Raw genomic sequence first — 23,627 nt, 5'->3', positions numbered from 1 at the left:
CGGGTGGCGGCCTTCGCCGTGCGTACGCCGTCGTCGCGCCGGGCCGGGCCGGCGGACCCCCCCTAGTACTGGGGGCGGCGGAAGTACGCGCCGGCGGCCGAGTTGGCCAGGCCGACGAGGACCCACAGGGCCAGACCGAACTGGATCAGGGCCAGGATCAGCGAGAACACGACGGCCCCCGCCGCCGTGTCGCTGCCGAGCGCCACGAAGTTGATGATCAGGCTGGCCCCGGAGAAGAGGGTCATCAGCGAGCCGTAGACGACACCGGAGACCCGGACCCCGCCGCGGCCCTTGCTCAGCTTGGCGGCGGTCAGGATCGGCCACAGGGCGAGGGCCAGGGCGAAGATTCCGGCGCCGACGATCACCCCGCCCGCGAGCGCACCCGCGTCGCTCGCCGAGGAGCTGTAGTCCGAGGAGCCGGAGGAGAACGCCGAGGCGAACAGCGCGCCGCCGAGGAGGACGACGATCCCGCCCAGGACCTGGAGGCCGCCGACGATGAACAGGATGACGCGGGCGGCCTTGACCCCGCCGGGCATGGGCATCTGGGCGCCCGCGTAACCGCCGGGGCCCGCCGGGTACCCCTGGTTCGGGTAGCCGTAGCCGGGCTGGGCCTGCTGCTGCGGATAGGCGTAGCCGCCTTGCGGCGGGACGCCCTGCGGGGCCTGCTGCGGGTAGCCGTAGCCGGGCTGGCCCTGGGGGGCCGGCGGCTGCTGCTGCCCGTACGGGTTGTTCGGGTCGCCGAAGCTCATCTTGGGGTGTTCCTCCGTGGAAGTGCGGGGACGCACGGCACGCACGGAGGAATCACTGCGTTTGCGGTCCGCCCCCCGGCACTGCCCGCGGCACTCATTGCCGTCATCGTGGTCCGATCGGGCCGGAGTTGTCCAGCCGCGGCGCAACCGGCCGGTCACTTGTTGTGCAAGTGCAATGAACGGGTCAAGCCCGTGACGAAGCGCTCGGCGGAGCGCGGGCGGAGCGCCGCCCGAGACCCCACGGGCCCCGCGACTGGAAGCGAAGCCGCTGCATCCGGGAGGATGGGTCCATGACCGCCCAGATTCTCGATGGCAAGGCCACCGCCGCCGCGATCAAGTCCGAACTGACCGCCCGCGTGGCGGCGCTCAAGGCCCGGGGCATCACCCCCGGCCTCGGCACCCTGCTGGTCGGCGACGACCCGGGAAGCCGTTGGTACGTCAACGGCAAGCACAAGGACTGCGCCGAGGTAGGCATCGCGTCCATCCAGCGCGAACTGCCCGCGACGGCCTCCCAGGAGGACATCGAGGCGGTCGTACGGGAGCTCAACGAGAACCCGGAGTGCACCGGCTACATCGTCCAACTCCCACTCCCCAAGGGCATCGACGCCAACCGGGTCCTGGAGCTGATGGACCCGGCCAAGGACGCAGACGGCCTGCACCCGATGTCGCTCGGGCGGCTGGTGCTGAACGAGCCGGGCCCGCTGCCCTGCACCCCGTACGGGATCGTCCGGCTGCTGCGCCACCACGGCATCGAGATCAACGGGGCGCACGTGGTGCTCCTCGGCCGTGGCATCACCGTCGGGCGCTCCATGGGCCTGCTGCTGACCCGCAAGTCGGAGAACGCGACCGTCACCCTGTGCCACACCGGTACCCGCGACCTGGCGGCCCAGCTGCGCCAGGCGGACATCGTCGTCGCGGCCGCCGGAGTCCCGCACCTGGTCAAGCCGGAGGACGTGAAGCCGGGCGCGGCCGTGCTGGACGTGGGCGTCAGCCGGGACGAGAACGGCAAGATCGTCGGTGACGTGCACCCGGGCGTCGCCGAGGTGGCCGGCTGGATCTCCCCGAACCCGGGCGGTGTCGGCCCGATGACGCGGGCGCAGCTGCTCGTGAACGTCGTCGAGGCGGCGGAACGGACGTCGACCAGTGCGGGCTGAGCACGAAGCGGAAGCGACCGGCGCGGAGCCCGGCCCCGGCCCCGGTCCAGGCCCGGGTCCCGGCTCCGGTCCAGGCCCGGGTCCAGGCCCGGGTCCCGGCCCCGGTTCCGGTCCCGAAGCCGGCGTGCCTGACGCCGCCCCCGACGCCGTCGCCCCCGACGCGGTCGCCCCCGACGGTGCGAGGTCACGCCGCTTCCCCTCCATCACCAAGGACACCGCCCGTCCCGAGGGTCACGGTCGGGCCGCGCCCGGCGACGCCCTCGCGGCCCGCCAGTGGCCGATGCTCAGCGTGCTCTCGGCCACCGCGGTCGGATTGCTGGTGACCGCACTGGGCCACCCCCGCATCGGCGTCCTGGTGATCGGCGTGGCCCTGATCGCGGCCTCCGTGCTGCGGCGCGTACTGCCGCAGGTGGGGATGCTCGCGGTGCGCTCCCGCTTCACGGACATGGTCACGTACGGGCTGCTGGGCGTGGCGATCACGCTGCTCGCGCTGGTGATGGAGCCCAAGCCGGTGCTGGACATCCCGTTCCTGGAGAGCGCGGTCCGCTTCACCGTCCGCTGAGGCCGTCGGCCGGGGCCGTCCGCCGGGCAGCTGACGTACTCGTCCCCACTCGTACACCCGTCCGGCGGTGTCCGGCGGTCGAAAAGCGGGGGGAATTCCCCCTCCGCGCCTTCGAACCCCCGGTCCGTGTGCCATGCACCACACGGACCGGGGGATTGGGCCGCCGGAAGGTCGGATAGCCTGACGCCGGATGTCTCTTCACGTCAAGATTCGCAGGGGAGCGGCGTCCGCCAGCACATGGGGCAGAGACGCCCCACCGCCAGCTGTCTAACGGAGAAGGCCATGACCCGCACTCCCGTGAATGTCACCGTCACCGGCGCCGCCGGCCAGATCGGCTACGCGCTGCTCTTCCGCATCGCGTCCGGCCACCTGCTCGGCGCGGACGTGCCGGTCAAGCTCCGCCTCCTGGAGATCCCCCAGGGCATGAAGGCCGCCGAAGGCACCGCCATGGAGCTCGACGACTGCGCCTTCCCGCTGCTGAAGGGCATCGACATCTTCGACGACCCGAACGCGGGCTTCGAGGGTGCGAACGTCGCCCTGCTCGTGGGCGCCCGCCCGCGCACCAAGGGCATGGAGCGCGGCGACCTGCTCTCCGCGAACGGCGGCATCTTCAAGCCGCAGGGCAAGGCCATCAACGACCACGCCGCGGACGACATCAAGGTCCTCGTCGTCGGCAACCCGGCCAACACCAACGCGCTCATCGCGCAGGCCGCCGCCCCGGACGTACCGGCCGAGCGCTTCACCGCGATGACGCGCCTCGACCACAACCGCGCGATCTCGCAGCTGGCCGCCAAGACCGGCGCCGCCGTCTCCGACATCAAGCGCCTCACCATCTGGGGCAACCACTCGGCGACCCAGTACCCGGACATCTTCCACGCGGAGATCGCCGGCAAGAACGCCGCCGAGGTCATCAGCGACGAGCTGTGGCTCGCCGACACCTTCATCCCGACCGTCGCCAAGCGCGGCGCCGCGATCATCGAGGCCCGTGGCGCGTCCTCGGCCGCCTCCGCCGCGAACGCCGCCATCGACCACGTCCACACGTGGGTCAACGGCACCGCCGCGGGCGACTGGACCTCCATGGGCATCCCGTCGGACGGCTCCTACGGCGTCCCGGAGGGCATCATCTCCTCCTTCCCCGTCACCACCAAGGACGGCAAGTACGAGATCGTCCAGGGCCTGGACATCAACGAGTTCTCCCGTGCGCGCATCGACGCGTCCGTGGCGGAGCTCGTCGAGGAGCGCGACGCGGTCCGCGAGCTCGGCCTGATCTGATCCGGCCGGATCCACCGGCCCCGGCACCGGGACCGGCCGATCCGACCCCGCACCACCTGAAAGACCCCGGCGCGAGCGCCGGGGTTTTTTGGCGTGAAGCGGCCTGTCCCGACACCCCCGCGCGCCGTACGGTTGCCCTCCTCCCGAGCGAGGAGCACCCTTGAGCGGCACACCCGACGGCAGGGCCCCCGTGGACCCGACGGCGACAGAGGCGGGACGCCTGCTGTGCGCCGGCACCTACCTCGACCCCGCCTACCGCGACCGGGTGATCGAGGAGCTGTACGTCCACGAGGAACGGTTCCCCGCGCCCTCCTACGGGTTCGACGCCTCCCGCGTCCTTGCCCACGCCCTGCGCGCCCTGCGCACCGAAGTGGCCTGGTCGGCGGGGATCGTCGCGGTGTGGGCACTCGGCCTCCTCCTCACCCGCTGGTTCTTCGTCTTCCTCCTCGTCCCGGCGCTGCTCCTGAGCGGGGCCGGCCACCTCAAGAAGCGCCACGAGCGGACCGGCCGCGGCATCCGGTTCTTGGAGTGGGTCCTGCGTGCCTGCGCCGCCTTCCTCCTCGGCCGGATCCTGTGGGGCGTGTTCCGCGGCTTCACGAGCGACGACGGCGGTTTCACGGCCGAAACGGTCGGGCGGGGGAACCCCGACCCGAGCTACCTCGGCCAATACCTGGGGCACGTCCTGGAGACCAACCCGCTCGGCATCTTCGTGGAGGTGCCCAGGATCGGCCAGTACTACGGGGAGGCCTACTCGTGGACGGTCGTCCTGATCGCCGTGCTGGTCACGGTGCTCGTCTACTTCCAGCGCGGGCACTTCGCGCAGACCATCAACGCCAAGCTGAGCCGTGAGCACTACGCGGACTGGGAGGCCGACCCGGTCGGGGGTCCGCGCTTCCACCGGGCCCAGGACCGGATCCTTCGCCTGCAGCACGCACACGTGGTCCTTTACGACATCGACAATCCGTTCTGCGGGGCCGGCCAGGCCCGTCTGCCGTGGCAGTTGACGGTGGAGCTGCGCCCGCAGGCCGGGGAGGAGGCCCGCCGCCTCGACAACGCGGGCATCATCGAGCGGATCCGGCCCAGGCTGGAGGCCCTGCGCGTGCCCTCGCCGGGCGGCTCCGAAGGTGCGGAGGCGAGCGTCCTGGACCGGCTGCGCGAGCTGGTCATCGACGAGTGCGTGTTCCTTCCGGCTGCGGGACTGCCCGACGTGGACGCGGCCGACGTGTCGCAGGAGGCGTTCGCCGGGCACCGCGCCGCTGCGGTCGAAGAGGGCGGCGAGCGGCGCCGGCACTTCCTGCGCGTCCGGATCGGCGGGTGGGACGAGAACCTCGTCATCACCGTGTTCATCCGCGTCCACACGCAGGGCGGCATGCTCATGCTGGAGGTCGCGCCGCACGTGCTGCTGCCGGTGCGGCCCGATTTCCAGCGGGCCGACGACATCGCCCGGCGCCACCGCCGCAACAGTCCCTTCGCCAAGGTGCTGCTGGCCCTCAGCAACGCCCCCGGCTCGCTCGGCGTCGCCCTCGCCGCCCTCGGGCGGGCCTGCCGGGTCCCGTGGCGGCTGGTGACCGCCGGGCACGGCGTCGCGTACGCGGCGGGGCCGGCCGCGTCCGTACGCGAACTCGCCTCGAAGCAGGAGCCGTCGCTGTTCCAGCTGATGGACCTGGACCGGTACGTGAAGACGATCCAGGAGCGCATCGTCGGCGGGGTGACGCAGGCGCTGCACGACGCGGGCTGGCACACCGAGGAGTTCGCGGAGCGCGCGGTCAACGTCGCCGAAGGCGGGGTGTTCATCCAGTCGGTGCGCAACAGCGCTTTCGGCATCAACGGAGTGAGCCACAACAACACGGTGAACCAGGGCAAGGACGGAACGGACCGGAAGGACGGGCGCGTGCGCGCGGGCAAGGAGAGCAGAAGTGGCCAATAGCGAAGGCGCCGGGCCGCCCTCGGTGCGGATCGGCGACGTACGGGGCAGCGCCTTCAGCATCGGCGGCACGGACGTCAGCAACAGCACGGTCAACCACGGGGGTACGGGGTCGGACGCCGGCGACGCCGGGCCGACCGCGCAGGAGCTGCTGGAGGCCGTACACGACCTCCGCGCAGCCCTCGTACGCCTGCCCCGGAGCGAGGGCAGGGCGGCTCTCGACGCCGAACTGGACGAGGCGGCGGGGGAGTTGGAGTCGGGGGGCGAGGAGGTCCGGCCGGGCCTGCCCGCCCGGCTGCGCGGGGCGCTGGAGCGGTGGGCACCGCTGGTGGACTCGGTGAGCGCGGCCACCGCGCTGGCCGCCCTGCTGACCTCGTTCGGGGGGTGATCCATGGCCCCGGGGAGCGGCCCCGCCCGCTGGAACCCGCAGTCGCAGCAGTGGGAGCGCCCGCAGGATCCGCAGCAGCGGGGCCGGTGGGGGATCCCGGAGCCCGGGCGCCCGCACGAGCCCGGGGCCGGGCCCGGTCCCGCGGGTGAGGGGCCGGGGCACCCGGACCTCCCGCCGAAGCCCGCCTACCCGCCGGGCACGGAGCCGCCGCACGCCGAGCCGCCGCACGCCGAGCCGCCCAACCCGTGGGCCGCTCCGGGCGACGCGGCGCCCCGGAGCGGCCCGCCCGGGCGGCGCACCGCGCGCCGGTGGCCGCTCCGGCTGGGCATCGCGATCGGCGTCGCCGTGGCCGTGGGCGGGGCCGCCTGGGGAGCCTCGTACCTGACGGGGGAGTCGACGGAGGTGCCCGACGGGTACAAGGTGCTGCGCAGCGCCGGCTCGGGGTTCCGGGTCGCGGTCCCGGACGACTGGCAGCTCAGCACCTCCGAGAGCGGGGGCGCGATCGGCACGGTGTTCCGCCCCGAGCAGGGCCGGGGCAGCCTGCTCCAGGTCTTCCCGGTCACCGACGGCACCGAGAACGCGTGCGAGGTCCTGGTCGAGGGCACCAAGGAGCTCAGCTCCCGGGAGGGCTACCGGAGGATCTCGCTCGGAGCGAAGGACACCACCGGCTGCGAGATCGTGTACGAGATTCCCGACGGGGAGACGAACGGGACCGCGCACGCCATCGGGCGGGTGACCGTCGCTTCCGACGGCAGCCGCTGGGTGCTCATGGGCTTCGGCCCGGTCGCCGAGGCCAAGGCCGTCCGCACGCGCGTGGCGGCGGCCCTGGTCTCGTTCCGGCCGGACTGACGCGTTCCGGCCGGACTGAAGCGGCCGGAACGACGCGGACCGGCGTCGGGCCTACTTGAACATGCCCGGCGTGTAGTGGCCCGGAACCATGCGCGTGGTGACCGCGAAGCGGTTCCAGACGTTGATCGTCGCGATGATGGCGATCAGGTGGGAGAGTTCCTTCTCCCCGAAGTGCTTCGCGGCCTTCTCGTACACCTCGTCGGGAACGAATCCCTCGGTCAGGACGGTCACGGCCTCGGTCAGTTCGAGCGCGGCCACTTCCTTCTCGGTGTAGAAGTGGCGCGACTCCTCCAGCGCGGTGAGCTGGACGATCCGCTCGACGGTCTCGCCGCCGGCGATGGCGTCCTTGGTGTGCATGTCCAGGCAGAACGCGCAGTGGTTGAGCTGGGAGGCGCGGATCTTGACCAGCTCGACCAGGGCCGGGTCCAGGCCCTTCCTCGCGGCCATCTCCAGGCCGACGATCGCCTTGTAGACCTCGGGTGCGTGCTTGGCCCAGCCCATGCGGGGGGTGTGCTCGGGTGCGTGTGCGGTGGTGTCTTCGTACGTGGTGGTCATGTGTCCAACTTTAAGAAGCAGGCGGCCCGCCCGTATGGTCCATATCCATGACGGATCCTTGGGCCATTTTCGATGACGAGGCGGCGGAAGCGGGCGGCGGTCCCGGTTCCGGTTTCGGCGCTGACCTGCATCTGGACCTCTCCGCCGGGCGCGGTCTGCGCGCCGGACTGGTCGAGGCGCTGCGCGAGGCCGCGCGCAGCGGACGACTGGCCCCCGGGACCCGGCTGCCCTCCTCGCGCACCTTCGCCGCGGACCTCGGGATCGCGCGGAACACGGTCGCGGAGGCGTACGCCGAACTCGTCGCCGAGGGCTGGCTGACGGCCCGCCAGGGCTCGGGCACCCGGGTCGCGCAGCGGGCCAGGCCGCTGCGGCCCGCGGGCTCCGCCCGGGTCCGCCACCCCGCGCCGCGGCGGCACTCGTACAGCCTGGTGCCCGGCACTCCGGACCTGGGCGCCTTCCCGCGCGCCGCCTGGCTGACGGCGGCCCGGCGGGCGCTGGCGCAGGCGCCGAACGAGGCCTTCGGGTACGCGGTCGACGCGCGCGGCCGGGTGGAGCTGCGCGAGGCGCTCGCCGGGTACCTGGCCCGGGCGCGCGGGGTGTACGCGGACCCGGAGCGGATCGTGCTGTGCGCGGGGTTCGCGCACGCGCTGATGCTGCTGGCGGGGGTGCTGCGGGGGCGCCGGGTACGGGACGTGGTGGTGGAGGGGTACGGCCTCCACCACCACCGGGAGTCGCTCGCGGGGGCCGGGCTGCGGACCCGGCCGCTGGCGGTGGACGACGCGGGGGCGCGGACGCAGGAGCTGTCGGGACCGGTGGGCGAGGGGGCCGGGGCGGTGCTGCTGACGCCCGCGCACCAGTTCCCCACCGGGGCGGCGCTGACCCCCGCCCGTCGGGCGGCGGCGGTCGACTGGGCCCGCAGCACTGGCGGATTGATCGTGGAGGACGACTACGACGGGGAGTTCCGCTACGACGGCCAATCGGTGGGCGCGTTGCAGGGACTGGACCCGGACCGGGTGGTCTACCTCGGTACGGCGAGCAAGTCCCTGGCTCCGGGGCTGCGGATGGGGTGGATGGTGGTGCCGCCGGGGTTGCTGGACGAGGTCGTCGCGGCGAAGGGCCGGACCGACTGGACGTCGAGCACGGTGGACCAGCTGACGCTGGCGGAGTTCATCACGTCGGGGGCGTACGACCGGCACGTGCGCGGCATGCGGCTGCGGTACCGGCGGCGCCGGGACGAGCTGGTCGCGGCCGTCTCCGGCCGGGTGGCGGTGTCGGGCATCGCGGCGGGGCTGCACGCGGTGCTGGACCTCCCGGCGGGGACCGAGGCCGCGGCCTTGCGGTCCGCGGCCTGGCAGGACCTCGCGGTGGTGCCGCTGTCCTTCTTCGCCCACCCGGACGCACGCCTCCCGCGGCGGGAGGCCCTGGTGGTCGGCTACGGCACTCCGCCGACGAGCGCCTGGTCGGCGACGCTGGCGGCCCTGCTCGCCGCACTGCCGTAGCGTCCCGCCCCGCCCCGCGGCGAGGCCCTCCCCGGCCCGCCGTCAGGCCGGCTCCGCCTTCGTCCCCGCCCCCGTCTGCGGGGGTTCGCCGAAGCGGGCCAGGGCCAGGGCTCCGGCCACCGCCACCGCGAAGCCGAGGACCGCCAGCCAGGTCAGGCCCTCGCGGGTGCGGTCGCCGAGCCAGACCACGCCCACCACCGCCGGGCCGATCGTCTCGCCGATCACCATGCCCGCCGTGGCCACCGTCACCGAGCCGCGCTGGAGCGCCGAGGTCAGCAGCAGGAACGCCGCGCCCCCGCCCAGCAGCAGGGCGTACAGCGCGGGGTTCGCGAACATCGCGGGCGAGACGTCGTCGATGAGGCGGACCGCCACCTCCACCACCCCGAACCCCGTCCCCGCGGCGAGGCCCAGGACCAGCGCCCGCGACCGGTCCGGCAGCCCGCCCGCCACGGCCCCCACCAGCAGCACCAGCCCAGCCACCACCAGCAGCCCCAGCTTCAGTGCGAACGAGCCCGTCCCCGAGCCCTCCTCGCCCGACGACAGCGCCAGCATCGCCAGCCCCGCGCACACCACCGCCACCGCGCCCCACTCGGCGCCGCGCAGCCGTACGTGCAGCAGCCGCGCCGAGACCACCGCCGTCACCGCGAGGCTCGCCGCCAGCGCCGCACCCACCGTGTAGATCGGGACGTGCCGCAGCGCCACGATCTGCAGGACGAACCCGGCCCCGTCCAGCCCCAGGCCCGCCACGTACCGCCATTGCCGGGCCGCCCGCAGCAGGAGCGCCGCGTCCACCCCGGACCCCGTCCCCGGCTCCGCCGCCCGCGCGGCCATCGCCTGGAGCACCGACGCCGTACCGAAACAGACCGCCGCACCGAGCGCGCAAACCATCCCAAGGAGCACGAATCGACTCTAGGTCATGGAGGTCGTGAGAGGGTTTCGACGGCCGGATTCCATCGGTTCGCCGCCCCGTTCTAGTCTGTCCGCCATGGACGACAGCAGTACGGGCAGCAGAACGACCACGACGACCGGCACGACCACCGGCCCCCTCACCGCCACCACCCGCCGCCGCATGCGCTCCGGCGGCGTCGCCCTCGGCGGCATGGGCCTGCTCGCCGCCGCCCTCGTGGCCTGCGGCAGCAGCAACGAACCCGACAAGCGCTGCGCGGACCGCGTCACCCTGGAGAAGCTGAACACCAAGGAGTGCAAGAGCGGCGGCCGCGGCTCGTACTACTACGGCGGCTCCACCGCGAGCAACAACCGGGTCAGCGGCGGCAGCTTCGACAAGTCCGCCGTCACCCGCGGCGGCATCGGCGGCAGCCACAAGAGCTCGTCGGGCGGCTGAGCCCCGTGCAGCGCCACACCATCGAGCCGCGCCCCGACTGGCAGAAGACCGTCGAGGAGCAGGGGCTGATCTACCCCCTCACCCGCTACCCCGACGACTCCCTGCGGCCCTACTGGGACGAGAGCGCTTACTACTCCTTCTCGCTCCCCGAGGTGGAGGCGCTGGAGAACGTCGTCGAGGAGCTGCACGCCATGTGCCTGGCCGCGGCCGCGCACATCGTGGAGCACGACCGCTTCGCGGACCTCGGCATCACCGACCCGAAGCTGGCCGCGCTGATCGCCGAGTCCTGGCGCCGGCGCGCCGAACAACCTTCCCTCTACGGCCGGTTCGACCTGCGCTACGACGGATCCGGCGAGCCGGCCAAGATGCTGGAGTACAACGCCGACACCCCCACCTCCCTCGTGGAGGCGGCCAGTCCGCAGTGGTTCTGGATGGAGGAGCGCTTCCCCGGCGCCGACCAGTGGAACTCCCTCCACGAGCGGCTGGTCGAGGCCTGGCGCCGCCAGGCGGAACTGCTGCCGCCCGGCCCGGTGCACTTCGCGCACTCCGAGACGGACGAGCTCGGCGAGGACCTGATGACGGTCGCCTACCTGCAGGAGACCGCCGAGCAGGCGGGCCTGGAGACCGAGGAGCTGTCCGTCGAACAGATCGGCTGGGACGGTCTGTCGGGCCGGTTCGTCGACCGGAAGCTCGGCTTCATCCGCAGCTGCTTCAAGCTCTACCCGTGGGAATGGCTGGCCACCGACGCCTTCGGCCCGCAGGTCCTCGGCACCTACGACCACGGCGGCGGCTCCGGGAGCACCACCTGGATCGAGCCGCTGTGGAAGATGCTGCTGTCCAACAAGGCGCTGCTGGCGATCCTGTGGGAGCTCTTCCCGGAGCACCCCAATCTGCTGCCCGCCTACCTGGACGGCCCGCGCGAGCTCGCCGACACCACCGGGTACGCGGCGAAGCCGCTGCTGGGCCGCGAGGGCGCCGGGGTCACCCTGCACCCGGCGGGCGGCGCCGAGCCGTTCACTCCGGACGAGGAGGAGACGTACGTCTTCCAGGGCCTGGCCCCGCTCCCCGACTTCGACGGCAACCGCGTGGTGCTCGGCGCCTGGGTCGTCGAGGAGGAGGCCGCAGGCCTGGGCATCCGGGAATCGGCGGGCCCGGTCACGGACGAGTACGCCCGCTTCCTCCCCCACGTCATCCTGTAGCGCCGCCGCCGTGGGCGCGGCCGGCCCGTCGGACCGCGCCCGCACGGGATCCGTCAGCCCGCGGCCAGGACCTCGCGCAGCTGGTCCAGGCCCCAGTCCAGGTCCTCCTTGGCGATCACCAGCGGGGGCGCGATGCGGATCGTCGACCCGTGCGTGTCCTTGACCAGCACCCCCCGCTCCATCAGCGCCTCGGAGATCTGCCGGCCCGTGCCGTGCGCCGGGTCGATGTCGACGCCCGCCCACAGCCCCCGCCCGCGCACGGCGGTCACCGCGCCCCCGCCGACCAGCAGGTTCAGCTCCCGGTGCAGGTGGTCGCCGAGCTCGGCGGCGTGCTGCTGGTACTCGCCGGAGCGCAGCATCGCGATCACCTCCAGGGCGACCGCGCAGGCCAGCGGGTTGCCGCCGAAGGTGGAGCCGTGCTCGCCCGGCCGGAACACCCCGAGCACGTCCCGGTCGGCGACCACGGCCGAGACCGGGACCACGCCGCCGCCGAGCGCCTTGCCGAGGATGTAGACGTCCGGCACGACGTCCTCGTGCTCGCACGCGAAGGTCCTGCCGGTCCGGCCCAGCCCCGACTGGATCTCGTCCGCCATGAACAGCACGTTCCGCTCGCGCGTGAGCTCCCGTACGCCCTGCATGTAGCCGGCCGGCGGCACCAGCACCCCGGCCTCGCCCTGGATCGGCTCCAGCAGCACGGCCACGGTGTTCGCCGTGACGGCCGCCTCCAGCGCGGTCAGGTCCCCGTACGGGACGATCTCGAACCCCGGGGTGTAGGGCCCGTAGTGGTCGCGCGCCTCGTGGTCCGTCGAGAAGCTCACGATGGTCGTCGTACGGCCGTGGAAGTTGTTCGCCGCGACCACGATCTTGGCCTGCCCGTCCGGCACGCCCTTGACCTCGTAGCCCCACTTGCGGGCGGTCTTCACCGCCGTCTCCACGGCCTCCGCGCCCGTGTTCATCGGCAGCACCATCTCCTTGCCGCACAGCGCGGCGAGTTCGCGGCAGAAGTCGGCGAACCGGTCGTGGTGGAAGGCCCGCGAGGTGAGGGTGACCCGCTCCAGCTGCGCCTTGGCCGCGTCGAGCAGACGGCGGTTGCCGTGGCCGAAGTTGAGCGCCGAGTAGCCCGCGAGCATGTCCAGGAACCGGCGGCCCTCCACGTCGGTCATCCACGCGCCCTCCGCGGACGCCACGACGACGGGCAGCGGGTGGTAGTTGTGCGCGCTGTGCGCCTCGGCGGAGCGCAGGGCTTCAGCAGTTGTCGACACGGGGTCTCCGATCGTCGGTGCGGGCGGGATGGAGGTGACGAAGGCGATGGAGGTGACGGGGGTGGCGTCACCTGCGTCACGTCACCTTGTATACGGCTATACGTCGCTCGTATACCGGACGGGGAAACCTTTCTTGTGGACCGCCCGCTAAGGTGAGCGGTACGCACGGCGACTGGCGTACGGAGAACCAACTCCGGGGGAGTCGTGCGCGCACGACCGCATACAGGGCCGCTCGCCTGGGCCTCGCGGGGACGAGAACTGACATCGACCCCGGAGGAGCCGCCATGAGCGCGAGCCGCCACCCCGCCCTTCTCGCCACCGACCCCGAGCTGGCGTCCTACGTCACGGCCGAGGAGTCCCTGCAGGCGCAGACCCTGCGCCTGATCCCCAGCGAGAACTACGTGTCCGCCGCCGTGCTCGAAGCCTCGGGCACGGTGCTGCAGAACAAGTACAGCGAGGGCTACCCGGGCCGCCGCTACTACGAGGGCCAGCAAAACATCGACCGCGTCGAGGCGCTGGCCGTCGAACGGGCCAAGGGCCTGTTCGGGGTGGACCACGCCAACGTCCAGCCGTACTCCGGCTCCCCGGCGAACCTCGCCGTGTACCTGGCCTTCGCGAAGCCGGGCGACACGGTGATGGGCATGGCCCTGCCGATGGGCGGCCACCTGACGCACGGCTGGGGGGTCTCGGCGACGGGGTCCTGGTTCCGGGGCGTGCAGTACGGGGTGTCCGCCGAGACCGGTCTGATCGACTACGACGCCGTGCGCGAGCTCGCGCTGGCGGAGCGCCCGAAGATCATCTTCTGTGGCGGTACGGCGCTCCCGCGCACGATCGACTTCGAGGCGTTCTCCTCGATCGCCCGGGAGGCGGGCTCGGTCCTCGTCGCCGACGTGGCGCACATCGCGGGCCTGATCGCGGGCGGTGCGCACCCCTCGCCGGTCGGGCACGTGGACGTGGTCTCCACGACCACGCACAAGACCCTGCGCGGGCCCCGGGGCGCGATGCTGATGTGCAAGGAGGAGCACGCGAAGGCCATCGACAAGGCGGTCTTCCCGGGCCTGCAGGGCGGTCCGCACAACCAGACGACGGCGGGCATCGCGGTGGCCCTGCACGAGGCGGCCCAGCCCTCGTTCGTGACGTACGCGCACGCGGTGGTCGCCAACGCGAAGGCGCTGGCGGCGGCCCTGCTGGCGCGCGGCTTCGACCTGGTGTCGGGCGGTACGGACAACCACCTGATCCTGATGGACCTCACCTCGCGCGGGGTGCCGGGCAAGGTGGCGGCCAAGGCGCTGGACCGTGCGGGGATCGTCGTGAACTACAACACGGTCCCGTTCGACCCCCGCAAGCCGTTCGACCCGTCGGGCATCCGCATCGGCACGCCGTCGCTGACCTCGCGGGGCCTGGGGACGGACCACATGCCGGTGGTGGCGGAGTGGATCTCCCGGGCGGTCGACGCCGCCGCGAAGTCGGACGAGCCGGCCCTCGCCGCGATCCGCGCGGAGGTCGCCGACCTCATGGCGGCCCACCCCGCCCCGGGCCTCCCGCTCTCCTGACCGGTCCCCTCCCCGGGGCCGCGGCCCCGGGGAGTTTCCGGACAGGTGCGGACCGGCGGGGCCGTCGTACCTGAGAGAATGAAGCCATGGCTTCTGATCGTCCTCGCGCGCTCTCCGGCATCCAGCCCACCTCCGGCTCGTTCCACCTCGGGAACTACCTCGGAGCCATCCGCCAGTACGTCGCCCTCCAGGAGACGCACGACGCGTTCTACATGGTCGTCGACCTGCACGCGATCACCATGCCGCAGGATCCGAAGGACCTGCGCGCCAATACCCGCCTCTCCGCGGCCCAGCTGCTCGCCGCCGGCCTCGACCCGGACCGCTGCACGCTCTTCATCCAGAGCCACGTCCCCGAGCACGCCCAGCTCGGCTGGGTCATGAACTGCATCACCGGTTTCGGCGAGGCCAGCCGGATGACCCAGTTCAAGGACAAGTCGGCCAAGGGCGGCGTCAACAGCGCCAGCGTCGGCCTCTTCACGTACCCGATCCTCCAGGTCGCCGACATCCTGCTCTACCAGGCGAACGCCGTCCCGGTCGGCGAGGACCAGCGCCAGCACATCGAGCTGACGCGCGACCTGGCCGAGCGCTTCAACCAGCGCTACGGCCGGACCTTCACGGTCCCCGCCGCGCACATCGTCAAGGAGGTCGCGAAGATCTACGACCTCCAGGACCCCTCGATCAAGATGTCGAAGTCCGCGTCCTCCCCCAAGGGCCTGATCAACCTCCTCGACGAGCCCAAGGCCACCGAGAAGAAGATCAAGAGCGCGGTCACCGACACCGAGGCCGTGATCCGCTTCGACACCGAGAACAAGCCCGGCGTCAGCAACCTGCTCACCATCTACTCCACCCTCACGGGGGAGACCGTCCAGGACCTCGAAGCCCGCTACGAGGGCAAGGGCTACGGCGCGCTCAAGACGGACCTGGCCGGCGTGATGGTCGATTTCGTCACACCGTTCAAGCAGCGCACCCAGGAGTACCTGGACGACCCGGAGACCCTGGATTCCATCCTGGCCAAGGGTGCGGAGAAGGCCCGCGCGGTCGCCGCCGAGACCCTGGCGCAGGCCTACGACCGCCTCGGTCTGGTGCCCGCCAAGCACTGAGGCACGGAGGCCCTGGCAATCCGGGGGGTGCTGGCCCCACACTGGGTCGGCAGGACCCGTACGCAACCCGTACACACCAGACGACGGAGGAGACATACGTGGGGACCGTAACGCTCGGCGTTTCGATCGCGGTCCCGGAGCCGTACGGCAGCCGGCTGCAACAGCTGCGCGCCGGCTTCGGGGACGCTGCCGCGCACGGCATCCCCACGCACGTCACCCTCGTCCCGCCCACCGAGGTCGAGGCGGACCGGCTGCCGGAGATCAGGGCCCACCTGGCCGGGGTCGCGGCCGCCTTCGGACCCTTCGGGATGCGGCTGGAGGGGACGGGAACCTTCCGTCCGGTCTCGCCGGTCGTCTTCGTCCAGGTCGTCGAAGGCGGTACGGGCTGCACCCGGCTCCAGGGCCTGGTCCGCGACCCGGACGGTCCGCTCAGCCGCGAGCTGGCGTTCCCGTACCACCCGCACGTCACGGTCGCCCACGGGATCTCCGAGGAGGCGATGGACCTCGCGTTCGACGCCCTCGCCGACTACGCGGCGCAGTGGACCTGCACCGGTTTCGCGCTCTACGAGCAGGGCTCGGACGGGGTCTGGCGCAAGCTGCGCGAATACCCTTTCGGCACGGGCCCGATCGCCGGGGTCCCGGCGCAGTCGGGCTCACCGGTCGATGAGGCGGCGCCGGCCGCCGGGGCCGCGGGCGACAGCGGCGCACGGCGCTCCTGACACGGCGGCCTGAAGGTCTTGCGGACGTGGAAGCGGAGCGTACGTAGGACCAGAGTGGGGAATGAACAGCCCGTCGGAAGCACTTCGCGAAAAGTCACAATCGACGACCGTAGTGCCCGAACCCGGCAATCCCGGCTATTTCCGTCCCCTCATTTACCGTGACCCCATGGACTGGCTGACGAAACTCCCGGTGATCGGCCCGCTCGTGGTCCGCCTCATGCGGACCCACGCCTGGTGCGCCTACGAACGCCTCGACCGGGTCCACTGGAGCCGGCTCGCCTCCGCGATCACCTTCATCAGCTTCCTCGCGCTCTTCCCGCTGATCACCGTGGCCGCCGCCATCGGCGCGGGCCTGCTCAGCAAGGAGCAGCTGGACCGGCTCCAGAAGAACCTCGCCGAGCAGGTCCCCGGCATCTCCGACCAGCTCGACCTCGACGGCCTCGTCGCCAACGCGGGCACGGTCGGTCTCGTCGCCGCCGCCCTGCTGCTCATCACCGGCATCGGGTGGGTCGGCTCGATGCGGGACTGCCTGCGAGCCGTGTGGGAGAAGGACGACGAGGACCTGGGGAACCCCATCCTCCGCAAGGGCAAGGACGCGCTCGTCCTCGTCGGCCTCGGCGGCGTGGGCCTGGCCTCGGCGGCCGCCTCGATCCTCGGCTCCAGCGCGGTCGGCAAGTTCGGCGGCTGGCTGGGCGTGCCCCAGCAGGGCGCGGGCGGCGCGCTGCTGCGCGCCGGAGCCTTCCTCGTCGGCGTCGTGGCCGCCTTCCTGATCCTGCTGTACGTACTGACCCTGCTCCCCGGCGTCGAACCGCCTCGCCGCCGCCTCGTCCAGGCCGCCCTCATCGGCGCGGCCGGCTTCGAACTGCTGAAACTGCTGCTCAGCGGCTATATGCGCGGGGTCGCGGCGAAGAGCATGTACGGGGCCTTCGGCGTGCCCGTCGCCCTGCTGATCTGGATCAACCTGATGGCGAAGCTGCTGCTCTACTGCTCCGCCTGGACGGCCACCCGCGCCGGCGCGGACGGCGACGGCGCGCGGGCCCCGAAGAAGCCGGCGACCCCCGCTGACCCGCAGGACACGGAGACCGGGGACGACCCCAGGGCCAAGGGCGACCCGGAGGCCAAGGGCGCCTGATCGCCTACGAAGCCTGGTCTCCGCCGCCCGCGCGGCGGCCGCGCGGACCCCGGGGCCAGCGCCGGTTCACCGCGTACGCCCCGCCCGCGATCACGGCCAGCGCCCCGCCCGCGACCCCGAGGGCGGTGCCGACACCGCCGCCCGCGCCCGCACCGGCCGCCGACGAGTTCTTCTCGTGCGACTGGGCGGGGGAGCCCAGCGAGGAGGTGTCCGCGCTCTTCGGCGGGACCAGCTCGCCCACCGGCTTGACCTTGCCGATCGCCGCGAAGCCCCAGTCGAAGAGGTCGGCGGTCTCCTCGTAGACGGAGTTCAGCCCGCCCGCGGCTGGGTTCATCACCGTCACCAGCAGCTTCTTGCCGCCCTGCTGGGCCGCGCCGGTGAACGTCGACCCGGCCATGGTCGTGTTGCCGTTCTTCACCCCCGCGATGCCCTTGTACGGGGAGAGCCCGCCGGAGCCCGTCATCAGCCGGTTGGTGTTCTGGATCTCGAAGTACTCCCGCGGCTTCCCGGCCTCCTGGCGCCCCGGGAACTTCGCCTCCGCCGTCCCGCAGTACTCCCGGAAGTCCTGCTTCTGCAGGCCGGAGCGGGCGATGAGGGTGAGGTCGTACGCGCTCGACACCTGCTCCGGGGCGTCGTACCCGTCCGGGGAGACCACGTGCGTGTCGAGAGCCTGGAGCTCCTCGGCATGCGCCTGCATGTCCTTGACGGTCTTGTCGATGCCGCCGTTCATGGCGGCCAGCACGTGCACGGCGTCGTTCCCGGACCGCAGGAACACCCCGAGCCACAGGTCGTGCACCGAGTACTCGTGGTCCTCCTTGACCCCGACCAGGCTGGAGCCGGCGCCGACGCCCTCCATCTCCTGCTCGGTGACCTTGTGGACCTGGTCCTTGGGGAGGCCGGGCAGCACCGTGTCCGCGAAGAGCATCTTCAGGGTGGAGGCCGGGGGCAGCCGCCAGTGCGCGTTGTTGGCTGCCAGCACCTCGCCCGTGTCGGCGTCGGCCACGATCCACGAACGCCCCGTCAGACTCGTCGGCAGGGCGGGGGCTCCCGCGAGCGGGTTCACCTGCACTCCCGGCTTGCCGAGCAGGGATCCGCCGACGGTGGACATCGAGGCCGGCGGCGCGGCGGCGGCGGCCGCCTTGGGCGGCTGCGCCTTCCCGTCGGAGGGCGGGGTGGGCGCGGCGTGCGCGGGCACCACGAGCATCGCGGGGACCAGCAGGCCGGCGGAAAGGACCGTCAGTGCAGTCTTCTTTGCAGACACGCAGGTGAAAGTACATCCATATCGGCGCTCTGCCGTCAGGGACCGGCCAACGCGGCCGAACCACCGCCGGGACAGCCCACCCCGACGCGTCCGTCCTGGGGACCAAACCGATACTGGGGGCATGAAACTCAGCCGCGCCGTCTCCTGGTTCCTGCTCGCCTTCGGAGTGTGGAGCTGGTTCATCTGGGCAACTTTCGTCCGGAACCTGTGGAAGGACGCCAGTGGTCTGGCATTCGACGCGGCGGGCGAGCCGACGGCCTACTTCTGGGTACACCTTCTCCTGGCGATCGCCTCCTTTCTCCTGGGGACGGCCGTTGGTGTGATCGGGTTGCGTGGCGTCCTCGCGCTGCGGCGTGAATCACGCCGGGGTCCGGACGCATGAGAATCGCGCTCTTCGCGGGGATCGGGCTGGCGGTACTGGCCCTGCTGGTCCTGGTGCACCGCTGGCTGTGGGTCCGCCTGGTCCGCGATACGACGCGCCCGGGCGCCGCGGCGCGCCGCATCGGCACCGCCCTGGCCTTCGCACTCCCGCTCCTGTCCCTGGCCGCCCTCACCGCAGGCCGCGCCGGCGCCCCCTTCTGGCTCCAACAGTCGGTGGCCTGGCCGGGTTACATGTGGCTGGCGGTGCTGCTGTACCTGAGCCTGGCGATGCTGGTGGCGGAGCCGGTACGCGCGGTCCTGCTGGGGCGCCGGGTGTCCCCCCGGCCCGCGACCGACCCCGACACCCCGGCCCCGCCGGCGGAGGCACCCGCCGCGGCGCCCGGGCCGGTGCCGGCCCCGGCCCCGGCGCCCGGCGGAGCCACCCGCCGCCAGTTCGTCGCGCGAGCGGTGGGGGGCGCGGCCGCCCTCGCGGCCACCGCCACCGTCGCGCAGGGCACGTACGGAGTCCTCCGCGGACCCCGCGTCAAGCGCGTCCGGGTCCCCCTGGCCAAACTCCCCCGCGCCGCGCACGGCTTCCGCATCGCCGTCGTCAGCGACATCCACCTCGGTCCCGTCCTCGGCCGCGCCCACACCACGCGCATCGTCGAGACGATCAACCGCACGCAGCCCGACCTCATCGCCGTCGTCGGCGACCTCGTGGACGGCAGCGTCCACGACCTCGGCCCCGCCGCCGAGCCCCTCCGCGGGCTCCGCGCCCGCCACGGCTCGTACTTCGTCACCGGCAACCACGAGTACTTCTCCGGCGCCGGGCAGTGGGTCGACCACGTCCGCGAGCTCGGCCTCACGCCCCTGGAGAACGCCCGCCGCCCCCTCCCGTACTTCGACCTCGCCGGGGTCAACGACGTGGCGGGCGAGACGGAGGGCCACGGTCCGGACTTCACGGCCGCCCTCGGCGACCGTGACCCGGCCCGGGCCGCCGTGCTCATGGCGCACCAGCCGATCGTCATCCACGACGCCGTCCGCCACGGCGTCGACCTCCAGCTCTCCGGCCACACCCACGGCGGACAGCTCTGGCCCGGCAACTACCTCGCCGAGCTCGCCAACCCCACCGTCGCCGGGCTGGAGCGCTACGGCGACACCCAGCTCTACGTGTCGCGCGGAGCCGGCGCCTGGGGGCCGCCGGTCCGGGTCGGGGCCCCGTCCGACATCACGGTCGTCGAACTCGCCTCATACCAGGCGTGACCGGACGCAACCGGTAGCGACCCGCCGTGAATCGGCCTTCCCGGGGCCGAATTTCCATGATGGGATGACCGTTAATCGGACATGGGGATCCGATCAGCGAGTCAAACCATGGCATTTTCATGGGTGGGGTGGGGTCAAGGGTGAAGTCTGTCCGCTCGAAGGTCATCGCGGCGGGGCTGGTGATCGGCGTCGTCGGTGTCGGCGCCTGGCAGCTGCTTCCGGAGGAGGGCCGCGGCAGCGGCACCGCCCTGCGGGTCGGGACGAGTGACGTGGTCTCGTCCCTCGACCCCGCCGGGGCGTACGACGCGGGCTCCTGGGCCCTCTTCAGCAACGTCTACCAGTCCCTGATGACCATCAAGTCCGGCTCCGACACCCCGGTCCCGGACGCGGCCTCCAGCTGCACGTTCACCGGCACCGAGCTCACCACCTACCAGTGCGAGCTCCGCCCCGACCTGAAGTTCTCGAACGGGCGCGCCGTCACCGCCGAGGACGTCAAGCACTCCTTCGACCGGATCAAGGCGATCAACTCCGACCAGGGACCGGCGCCGCTCTTCAACACCCTCCGGTCGGTCAAGGCGGCCGGCCGCACCGTGACCTTCACGCTCTCCGCACCCGACGCCACCTTCCCCTTCAAGATCGCGACGGGCGCCGCCTCGATCGTCGACAAGGACAAGTACCCGGCGAAGGCCCTCCGCGAGGACGGCAAGGTCGACGGCTCCGGCCCCTTCACCCTCGGCGCGTACCAGGCCGGCACCAGCGCCGAGCTCAAGCCGAACAAGGCCTACCGCGGCCAGTCCAAGCAGCCCGCCAAGACGGCCGTCACCGTCCGGTACTACAAGGACTCGGCCCAGCTCAACCAGGCCTGGGCCGACCACCAGGTCGAGGTCGCCCACCGCGACATGCCGCCGGAGGTGCTCGCGGGCCTCAACCCGGGACTGGAGGACACCAAGTACCAGGCCTCCGGCGGCTCCGAGATCCGCAGCCTGGTCTTCAACGTCCGCCCCGGCTCCACGGCCGCGCCGCTCGCCGTGCGCCAGGCGATCGCCGCCGTCATCGACCGCTCCAAGGTGGCCGGCGAGGTCCACCGCGGCACGGTGACCCCGCTCTACTCCCTCGTCCCGGCCGGCATCTCCTCGCACGGCAACCCGTTCTTCGACGCCTACCCGGCGCCCAACGGGGCCGCCGCGAAGAAGCTGCTCAAGGACGCCGGGATCACCGCCCCGGTCTCCCTCACCCTCGGCGTGAACACGCGCGGCCCGAACGCCGCCGAGGCCGACGAGATCGCGAAGCAGCTCACGGCCACCGGACTCTTCCAGATCAAGATCAAGGCCGTCGAGCAGTGGGCCGATTTCCAGAAGGCCTACGCGGCCGGTGAGTTCGACGCCTACACCATCGGCTGGATCCCCGACTTCCCGGACGCGGACAACTTCCTCGCCCCGCTCGTCGGCGCCGACTCCAGCATGAACAACGGCTTCTCGGACAAGGCCATCGACGGCCTCATCGCCCGCACCCAGTCCTTCTCGGACCGCGGTCAGGCCGCCGCCGACTTCCGCGAGCTCCAGAAGCTGGTCGCCCAGCAGATCCCGATGCTGCCGATCTGGCAGAAGAAGGACTACGTGATGTCCCGCGAATCCGTCTCCGGCACCCAGTACCTCTCCGACGGCACCGGGGTCTGGCGCCTGTGGGAGCTCAACTGGCTGTAGCCGCGCCGTCGGCGCCGGAGCCGGCCGTGGGGTCGAAGTCGGCATCCGGGTCGGATGCCCGCTTCTTCCTCGACACCGCCGTCTGCGCCATCCCCGGCAGGAAGTCCGCGAACAGCTCGTGGACCTCGCGCACCAGCGGCCGCAGCACCCGGAACCGGGCCAGGACGATGCCCCGCGTCGTCAGCTGCGCGCCGCGCTCCGCGAGCCGCCGCGTCTTCTCGCTGCCCGGGGACCGGTCGAAGACCCAGTACAGGACGAGCCCCATCTGCGAGAGCCACATCAGCTCCGGCAGCACGTCGGCCAGTTCGGCCGGCACCTTCGTCTTCGCGCCGGCCAGCACCTCGCGGTGCATGTCGATGGCCTGCTTGCGGGCCGGCTCCGACTCCGGGGAGAAGGGGCTGAGCGGGCTCTCCGGGTCCGCCGCGTTCTTGAAGAACTGGGAGGCGAACTCGTGGTACGGCGCCGCGATGTCCAGCCAGCTCGTCAGCACGCCCGCGAGCCGCTTCTGGAGATCGGTCTCGCTCTCCAGGATGGGCCGGACCGCCGCCAGGTGCGCGGCGCCGATCCGGTCGTAGAACCCCTGGACCAGGTGTTCCTTCGATGCGAAGTAGTAGTAGGCGTTGCCGACCGAGACCCCTGCCTCCTTGGCGATGGCCCGCATGGTCGTCTTGTCGAAGCCGCGCTCCTGGAAGAGACGGAGCGCGGTTTCGAGGATGAGCGTGCGGGTCTGCTCGCTCTTGGGAGCCTTCTGATCAGTCACGGTGTACGAGCCTATCGGGGTGCGGCGCAGTGGTCGTCACAGGCCGGTGCCTCCGGCTCCACTTCGCCCTCCGCGCCGGGCTCGGTCCGTACGGCCTGGCGCCATGCGGAGGCCGTGTACATGGCCGCCCGGGCGAAGGGCCGGCCCGCCGCGGTGGCGAGCCAGTTCGCCTTCGGCCGGTGCTCCGCCAGCGCCCACAGGCACACGATGAACGCGTCCGTCCCGGTCCACACCTGCCCCGCGTCGCCGATGACGGTGATCTCGCGGAGCGTGGAGGCGTGGTCGAGCTGCGGGAACTTCCCCCGGGCCGCGAAGGACGCGGCCGGGATCAGCCGGAGCGGCACCAGCCAGCGCTGCCCGAGGAGCCAGTGCCGGATGTGGACGCAGAGCGGGCAGTCGGCGTCGTACAGCACCGTCAGGTGCCGGGTCGCCTGCGCCGTCGTCGCCGTGGTCACCGCTCAGGCCCCGGCCGGAGCGGTCCACCCCTGCGGGGCGACCGGCGGGGTCTGCTGACGCTCCATGATCCCGCGGCGGCGCATCTTGTTGAGCACCCAGACGTTGCCGAGGTGCATGACGCCGAGGACCAGCAGGACGACGCCGAGCTTGACCGAGAGGGCTTCGAAGAGCTGGCGGGCCGAGTCGATGCCGGCGTCCGAGCGCAGGTAGAGCGTCACGAAGCCGATGTTGACGAGGTAGAACCCGACCACCAGGAGGTGGTTCACGGCGTCCGCGAGCTTCTCGTTCCCGTGCAGGACGTCGGCGATGAAGATGCGGCCGTTGCGGCTGAGCGTACGGGCGACCCAGACGGTCAGCCCGATGCTGATGAGCAGGTAGATGACGTACGCGATGACGGTGAGGTCCATTGCCTCTGCCCCCTTGAACGTGTTCAACTCGTTGGCAGGACTGACTGTAGGCCTCTTTTTGAACAAGTTCAAGCGATCTCGGGGAAGGCTGTCCTCCGCCACGGGTCCGGGTCCGCGCACGGAGCCGCCCGCGTCGGCGGCGACCGCCGGGCGAGGGC

General features: G+C 72.1%; 24 protein-coding genes and 1 riboswitch. Of the genes, 16 read left to right on the top strand and 8 right to left on the bottom strand.

Annotation, left to right across the window (positions count from 1 at the left end; genetic code table 11):
• Positions 1-62: 62 nt before the first annotated feature.
• Positions 63-749: a hypothetical protein gene (locus AB0M92_RS02265; RefSeq protein ID WP_366100189.1), complete on the bottom strand. Its 687-nt coding sequence runs from the start codon at positions 747-749 to the stop codon at positions 63-65.
• Positions 750-1,039: 290 nt separating this feature from the next.
• On the opposite strand from AB0M92_RS02265, the gene AB0M92_RS02260 reads away from it, so the two are divergent.
• The 6 genes from AB0M92_RS02260 to AB0M92_RS02235 all read left to right on the top strand — a co-directional run bounded on the left by AB0M92_RS02260 (position 1,040) and on the right by AB0M92_RS02235 (position 6,898).
• On the top strand, positions 1,040-1,903 hold the full coding sequence (locus AB0M92_RS02260) for a bifunctional methylenetetrahydrofolate dehydrogenase/methenyltetrahydrofolate cyclohydrolase (RefSeq protein WP_366100188.1): 864 nt from the start codon (positions 1,040-1,042) through the stop codon (positions 1,901-1,903).
• A gap of 124 nt (positions 1,904-2,027) precedes the next feature.
• On the top strand, positions 2,028-2,465 hold the full coding sequence (locus tag AB0M92_RS02255; RefSeq protein ID WP_366100187.1) for a DUF3017 domain-containing protein: 438 nt from the start codon (positions 2,028-2,030) through the stop codon (positions 2,463-2,465).
• 282 nt (positions 2,466-2,747) lie between these two features.
• Complete coding sequence (locus AB0M92_RS02250) at positions 2,748-3,737, top strand: malate dehydrogenase (RefSeq protein ID WP_366100186.1); 990 nt, start codon at positions 2,748-2,750, stop codon at positions 3,735-3,737.
• A gap of 160 nt (positions 3,738-3,897) precedes the next feature.
• A complete protein-coding gene (locus AB0M92_RS02245) occupies positions 3,898-5,664 on the top strand; it encodes a hypothetical protein (RefSeq protein ID WP_366100185.1) in 1,767 nt (588 codons plus the stop codon).
• Positions 5,654-6,049: a hypothetical protein gene (locus AB0M92_RS02240; RefSeq protein ID WP_366100184.1), complete on the top strand. Its 396-nt coding sequence runs from the start codon at positions 5,654-5,656 to the stop codon at positions 6,047-6,049. Before AB0M92_RS02245 ends, AB0M92_RS02240 begins: the two co-directional genes overlap by 11 nt.
• 3 nt (positions 6,050-6,052) lie before the next feature.
• Positions 6,053-6,898 carry a hypothetical protein gene (locus AB0M92_RS02235; protein WP_366100183.1) on the top strand — a complete coding sequence of 282 codons (846 nt, stop codon included), beginning with the start codon at positions 6,053-6,055 and terminating at the stop codon, positions 6,896-6,898.
• Between the two features lie 51 nt (positions 6,899-6,949).
• Here the strand turns inward: AB0M92_RS02235 and AB0M92_RS02230 are convergent, their stop codons facing one another.
• A complete protein-coding gene (locus AB0M92_RS02230) occupies positions 6,950-7,453 on the bottom strand; it encodes a carboxymuconolactone decarboxylase family protein (RefSeq protein WP_366100182.1) in 504 nt (167 codons plus the stop codon).
• A 47-nt stretch (positions 7,454-7,500) separates the two neighbouring features.
• Here AB0M92_RS02230 and AB0M92_RS02225 point away from each other — a divergent pair, with 47 nt between their 5' ends.
• Positions 7,501-8,952 carry a PLP-dependent aminotransferase family protein gene (locus tag AB0M92_RS02225; RefSeq protein ID WP_366100181.1) on the top strand — a complete coding sequence of 484 codons (1,452 nt, stop codon included), beginning with the start codon at positions 7,501-7,503 and terminating at the stop codon, positions 8,950-8,952.
• A gap of 42 nt (positions 8,953-8,994) precedes the next feature.
• On the opposite strand, the gene AB0M92_RS02220 is transcribed toward AB0M92_RS02225, so the two are convergent.
• A complete protein-coding gene (locus AB0M92_RS02220; protein ID WP_366100354.1) occupies positions 8,995-9,840 on the bottom strand; it encodes a hypothetical protein in 846 nt (281 codons plus the stop codon).
• A gap of 181 nt (positions 9,841-10,021) precedes the next feature.
• Here AB0M92_RS02220 and AB0M92_RS02215 point away from each other — a divergent pair, with 181 nt between their 5' ends.
• Both AB0M92_RS02215 and AB0M92_RS02210 read left to right on the top strand, forming a co-directional pair.
• Positions 10,022-10,294, top strand: a complete 273-nt coding sequence (locus tag AB0M92_RS02215) for a hypothetical protein (RefSeq protein WP_366100353.1) — start codon at positions 10,022-10,024, stop codon at positions 10,292-10,294.
• Between the two features lie 5 nt (positions 10,295-10,299).
• Positions 10,300-11,493: a glutathionylspermidine synthase family protein gene (locus tag AB0M92_RS02210; protein WP_366100180.1), complete on the top strand. Its 1,194-nt coding sequence runs from the start codon at positions 10,300-10,302 to the stop codon at positions 11,491-11,493.
• Between the two features lie 53 nt (positions 11,494-11,546).
• Here AB0M92_RS02210 and rocD read toward each other — a convergent pair whose 3' ends face one another.
• Positions 11,547-12,755 (bottom strand): ornithine--oxo-acid transaminase, encoded by a 1,209-nt coding sequence (rocD, locus tag AB0M92_RS02205; protein ID WP_366100179.1) that lies wholly within the window; start codon positions 12,753-12,755, stop codon positions 11,547-11,549.
• Between the two features lie 158 nt (positions 12,756-12,913).
• A riboswitch (ZMP/ZTP riboswitch) is annotated at positions 12,914-13,004 on the top strand.
• A gap of 35 nt (positions 13,005-13,039) precedes the next feature.
• Here rocD and glyA point away from each other — a divergent pair.
• The 4 genes from glyA (at position 13,040) to AB0M92_RS02185 (ending at position 17,259) form a co-directional block, all read left to right on the top strand.
• Positions 13,040-14,308, top strand: a complete 1,269-nt coding sequence (gene glyA, locus AB0M92_RS02200; RefSeq protein ID WP_366100178.1) for a serine hydroxymethyltransferase — start codon at positions 13,040-13,042, stop codon at positions 14,306-14,308.
• 86 nt (positions 14,309-14,394) lie between these two features.
• Positions 14,395-15,408, top strand: a complete 1,014-nt coding sequence (gene trpS / locus AB0M92_RS02195; protein WP_366100177.1) for a tryptophan--tRNA ligase — start codon at positions 14,395-14,397, stop codon at positions 15,406-15,408.
• 98 nt (positions 15,409-15,506) lie between these two features.
• The gene (locus AB0M92_RS02190) at positions 15,507-16,127 is read left to right on the top strand and encodes a 2'-5' RNA ligase family protein (protein ID WP_366100176.1); all 621 of its coding nucleotides are present in this window, start codon (positions 15,507-15,509) and stop codon (positions 16,125-16,127) included.
• Between the two features lie 166 nt (positions 16,128-16,293).
• Positions 16,294-17,259, top strand: a complete 966-nt coding sequence (locus AB0M92_RS02185; protein ID WP_366100175.1) for a YihY/virulence factor BrkB family protein — start codon at positions 16,294-16,296, stop codon at positions 17,257-17,259.
• Positions 17,260-17,263: 4 nt separating this feature from the next.
• Here AB0M92_RS02185 and AB0M92_RS02180 read toward each other — a convergent pair whose 3' ends face one another.
• Positions 17,264-18,520: a D-alanyl-D-alanine carboxypeptidase gene (locus tag AB0M92_RS02180; RefSeq protein ID WP_366100174.1), complete on the bottom strand. Its 1,257-nt coding sequence runs from the start codon at positions 18,518-18,520 to the stop codon at positions 17,264-17,266.
• Positions 18,521-18,641: 121 nt separating this feature from the next.
• Here AB0M92_RS02180 and AB0M92_RS02175 point away from each other — a divergent pair, with 121 nt between their 5' ends.
• The 3 genes from AB0M92_RS02175 (at position 18,642) to AB0M92_RS02165 (ending at position 21,846) form a co-directional block, all read left to right on the top strand.
• The gene (locus tag AB0M92_RS02175; protein ID WP_030154873.1) at positions 18,642-18,902 is read left to right on the top strand and encodes an SCO4848 family membrane protein; all 261 of its coding nucleotides are present in this window, start codon (positions 18,642-18,644) and stop codon (positions 18,900-18,902) included.
• A complete protein-coding gene (locus AB0M92_RS02170; protein ID WP_366100173.1) occupies positions 18,899-20,143 on the top strand; it encodes a metallophosphoesterase in 1,245 nt (414 codons plus the stop codon). Before AB0M92_RS02175 ends, AB0M92_RS02170 begins: the two co-directional genes overlap by 4 nt.
• A 140-nt stretch (positions 20,144-20,283) precedes the next feature.
• Positions 20,284-21,846: an ABC transporter substrate-binding protein gene (locus tag AB0M92_RS02165; protein ID WP_366100172.1), complete on the top strand. Its 1,563-nt coding sequence runs from the start codon at positions 20,284-20,286 to the stop codon at positions 21,844-21,846.
• On the opposite strand, the gene AB0M92_RS02160 is transcribed toward AB0M92_RS02165, so the two are convergent.
• From AB0M92_RS02160 to AB0M92_RS02150, 3 genes are read right to left on the bottom strand one after another with little or no spacing between them, the layout of a single operon-like run.
• Positions 21,833-22,606: a TetR family transcriptional regulator gene (locus AB0M92_RS02160; protein WP_366100171.1), complete on the bottom strand. Its 774-nt coding sequence runs from the start codon at positions 22,604-22,606 to the stop codon at positions 21,833-21,835. The two genes, AB0M92_RS02165 and AB0M92_RS02160, sit on opposite strands and share 14 nt — an antisense overlap.
• A gap of 11 nt (positions 22,607-22,617) precedes the next feature.
• Positions 22,618-23,061, bottom strand: coding sequence for a DCC1-like thiol-disulfide oxidoreductase family protein (locus tag AB0M92_RS02155; protein ID WP_366100170.1), 444 nt, complete (start codon positions 23,059-23,061; stop codon positions 22,618-22,620).
• 3 nt (positions 23,062-23,064) lie between these two features.
• Positions 23,065-23,469 (bottom strand): hypothetical protein, encoded by a 405-nt coding sequence (locus AB0M92_RS02150; protein WP_366100169.1) that lies wholly within the window; start codon positions 23,467-23,469, stop codon positions 23,065-23,067.
• Positions 23,470-23,627: the final 158 nt, after the last annotated feature.

This window comes from Streptomyces sp. NPDC051582, assembly GCF_040681715.1.
Taxonomy (GTDB): Bacteria; Actinomycetota; Actinomycetes; order Streptomycetales; family Streptomycetaceae; genus Streptomyces.
This window is presented reverse-complemented; position numbering and strand designations above follow the sequence as displayed.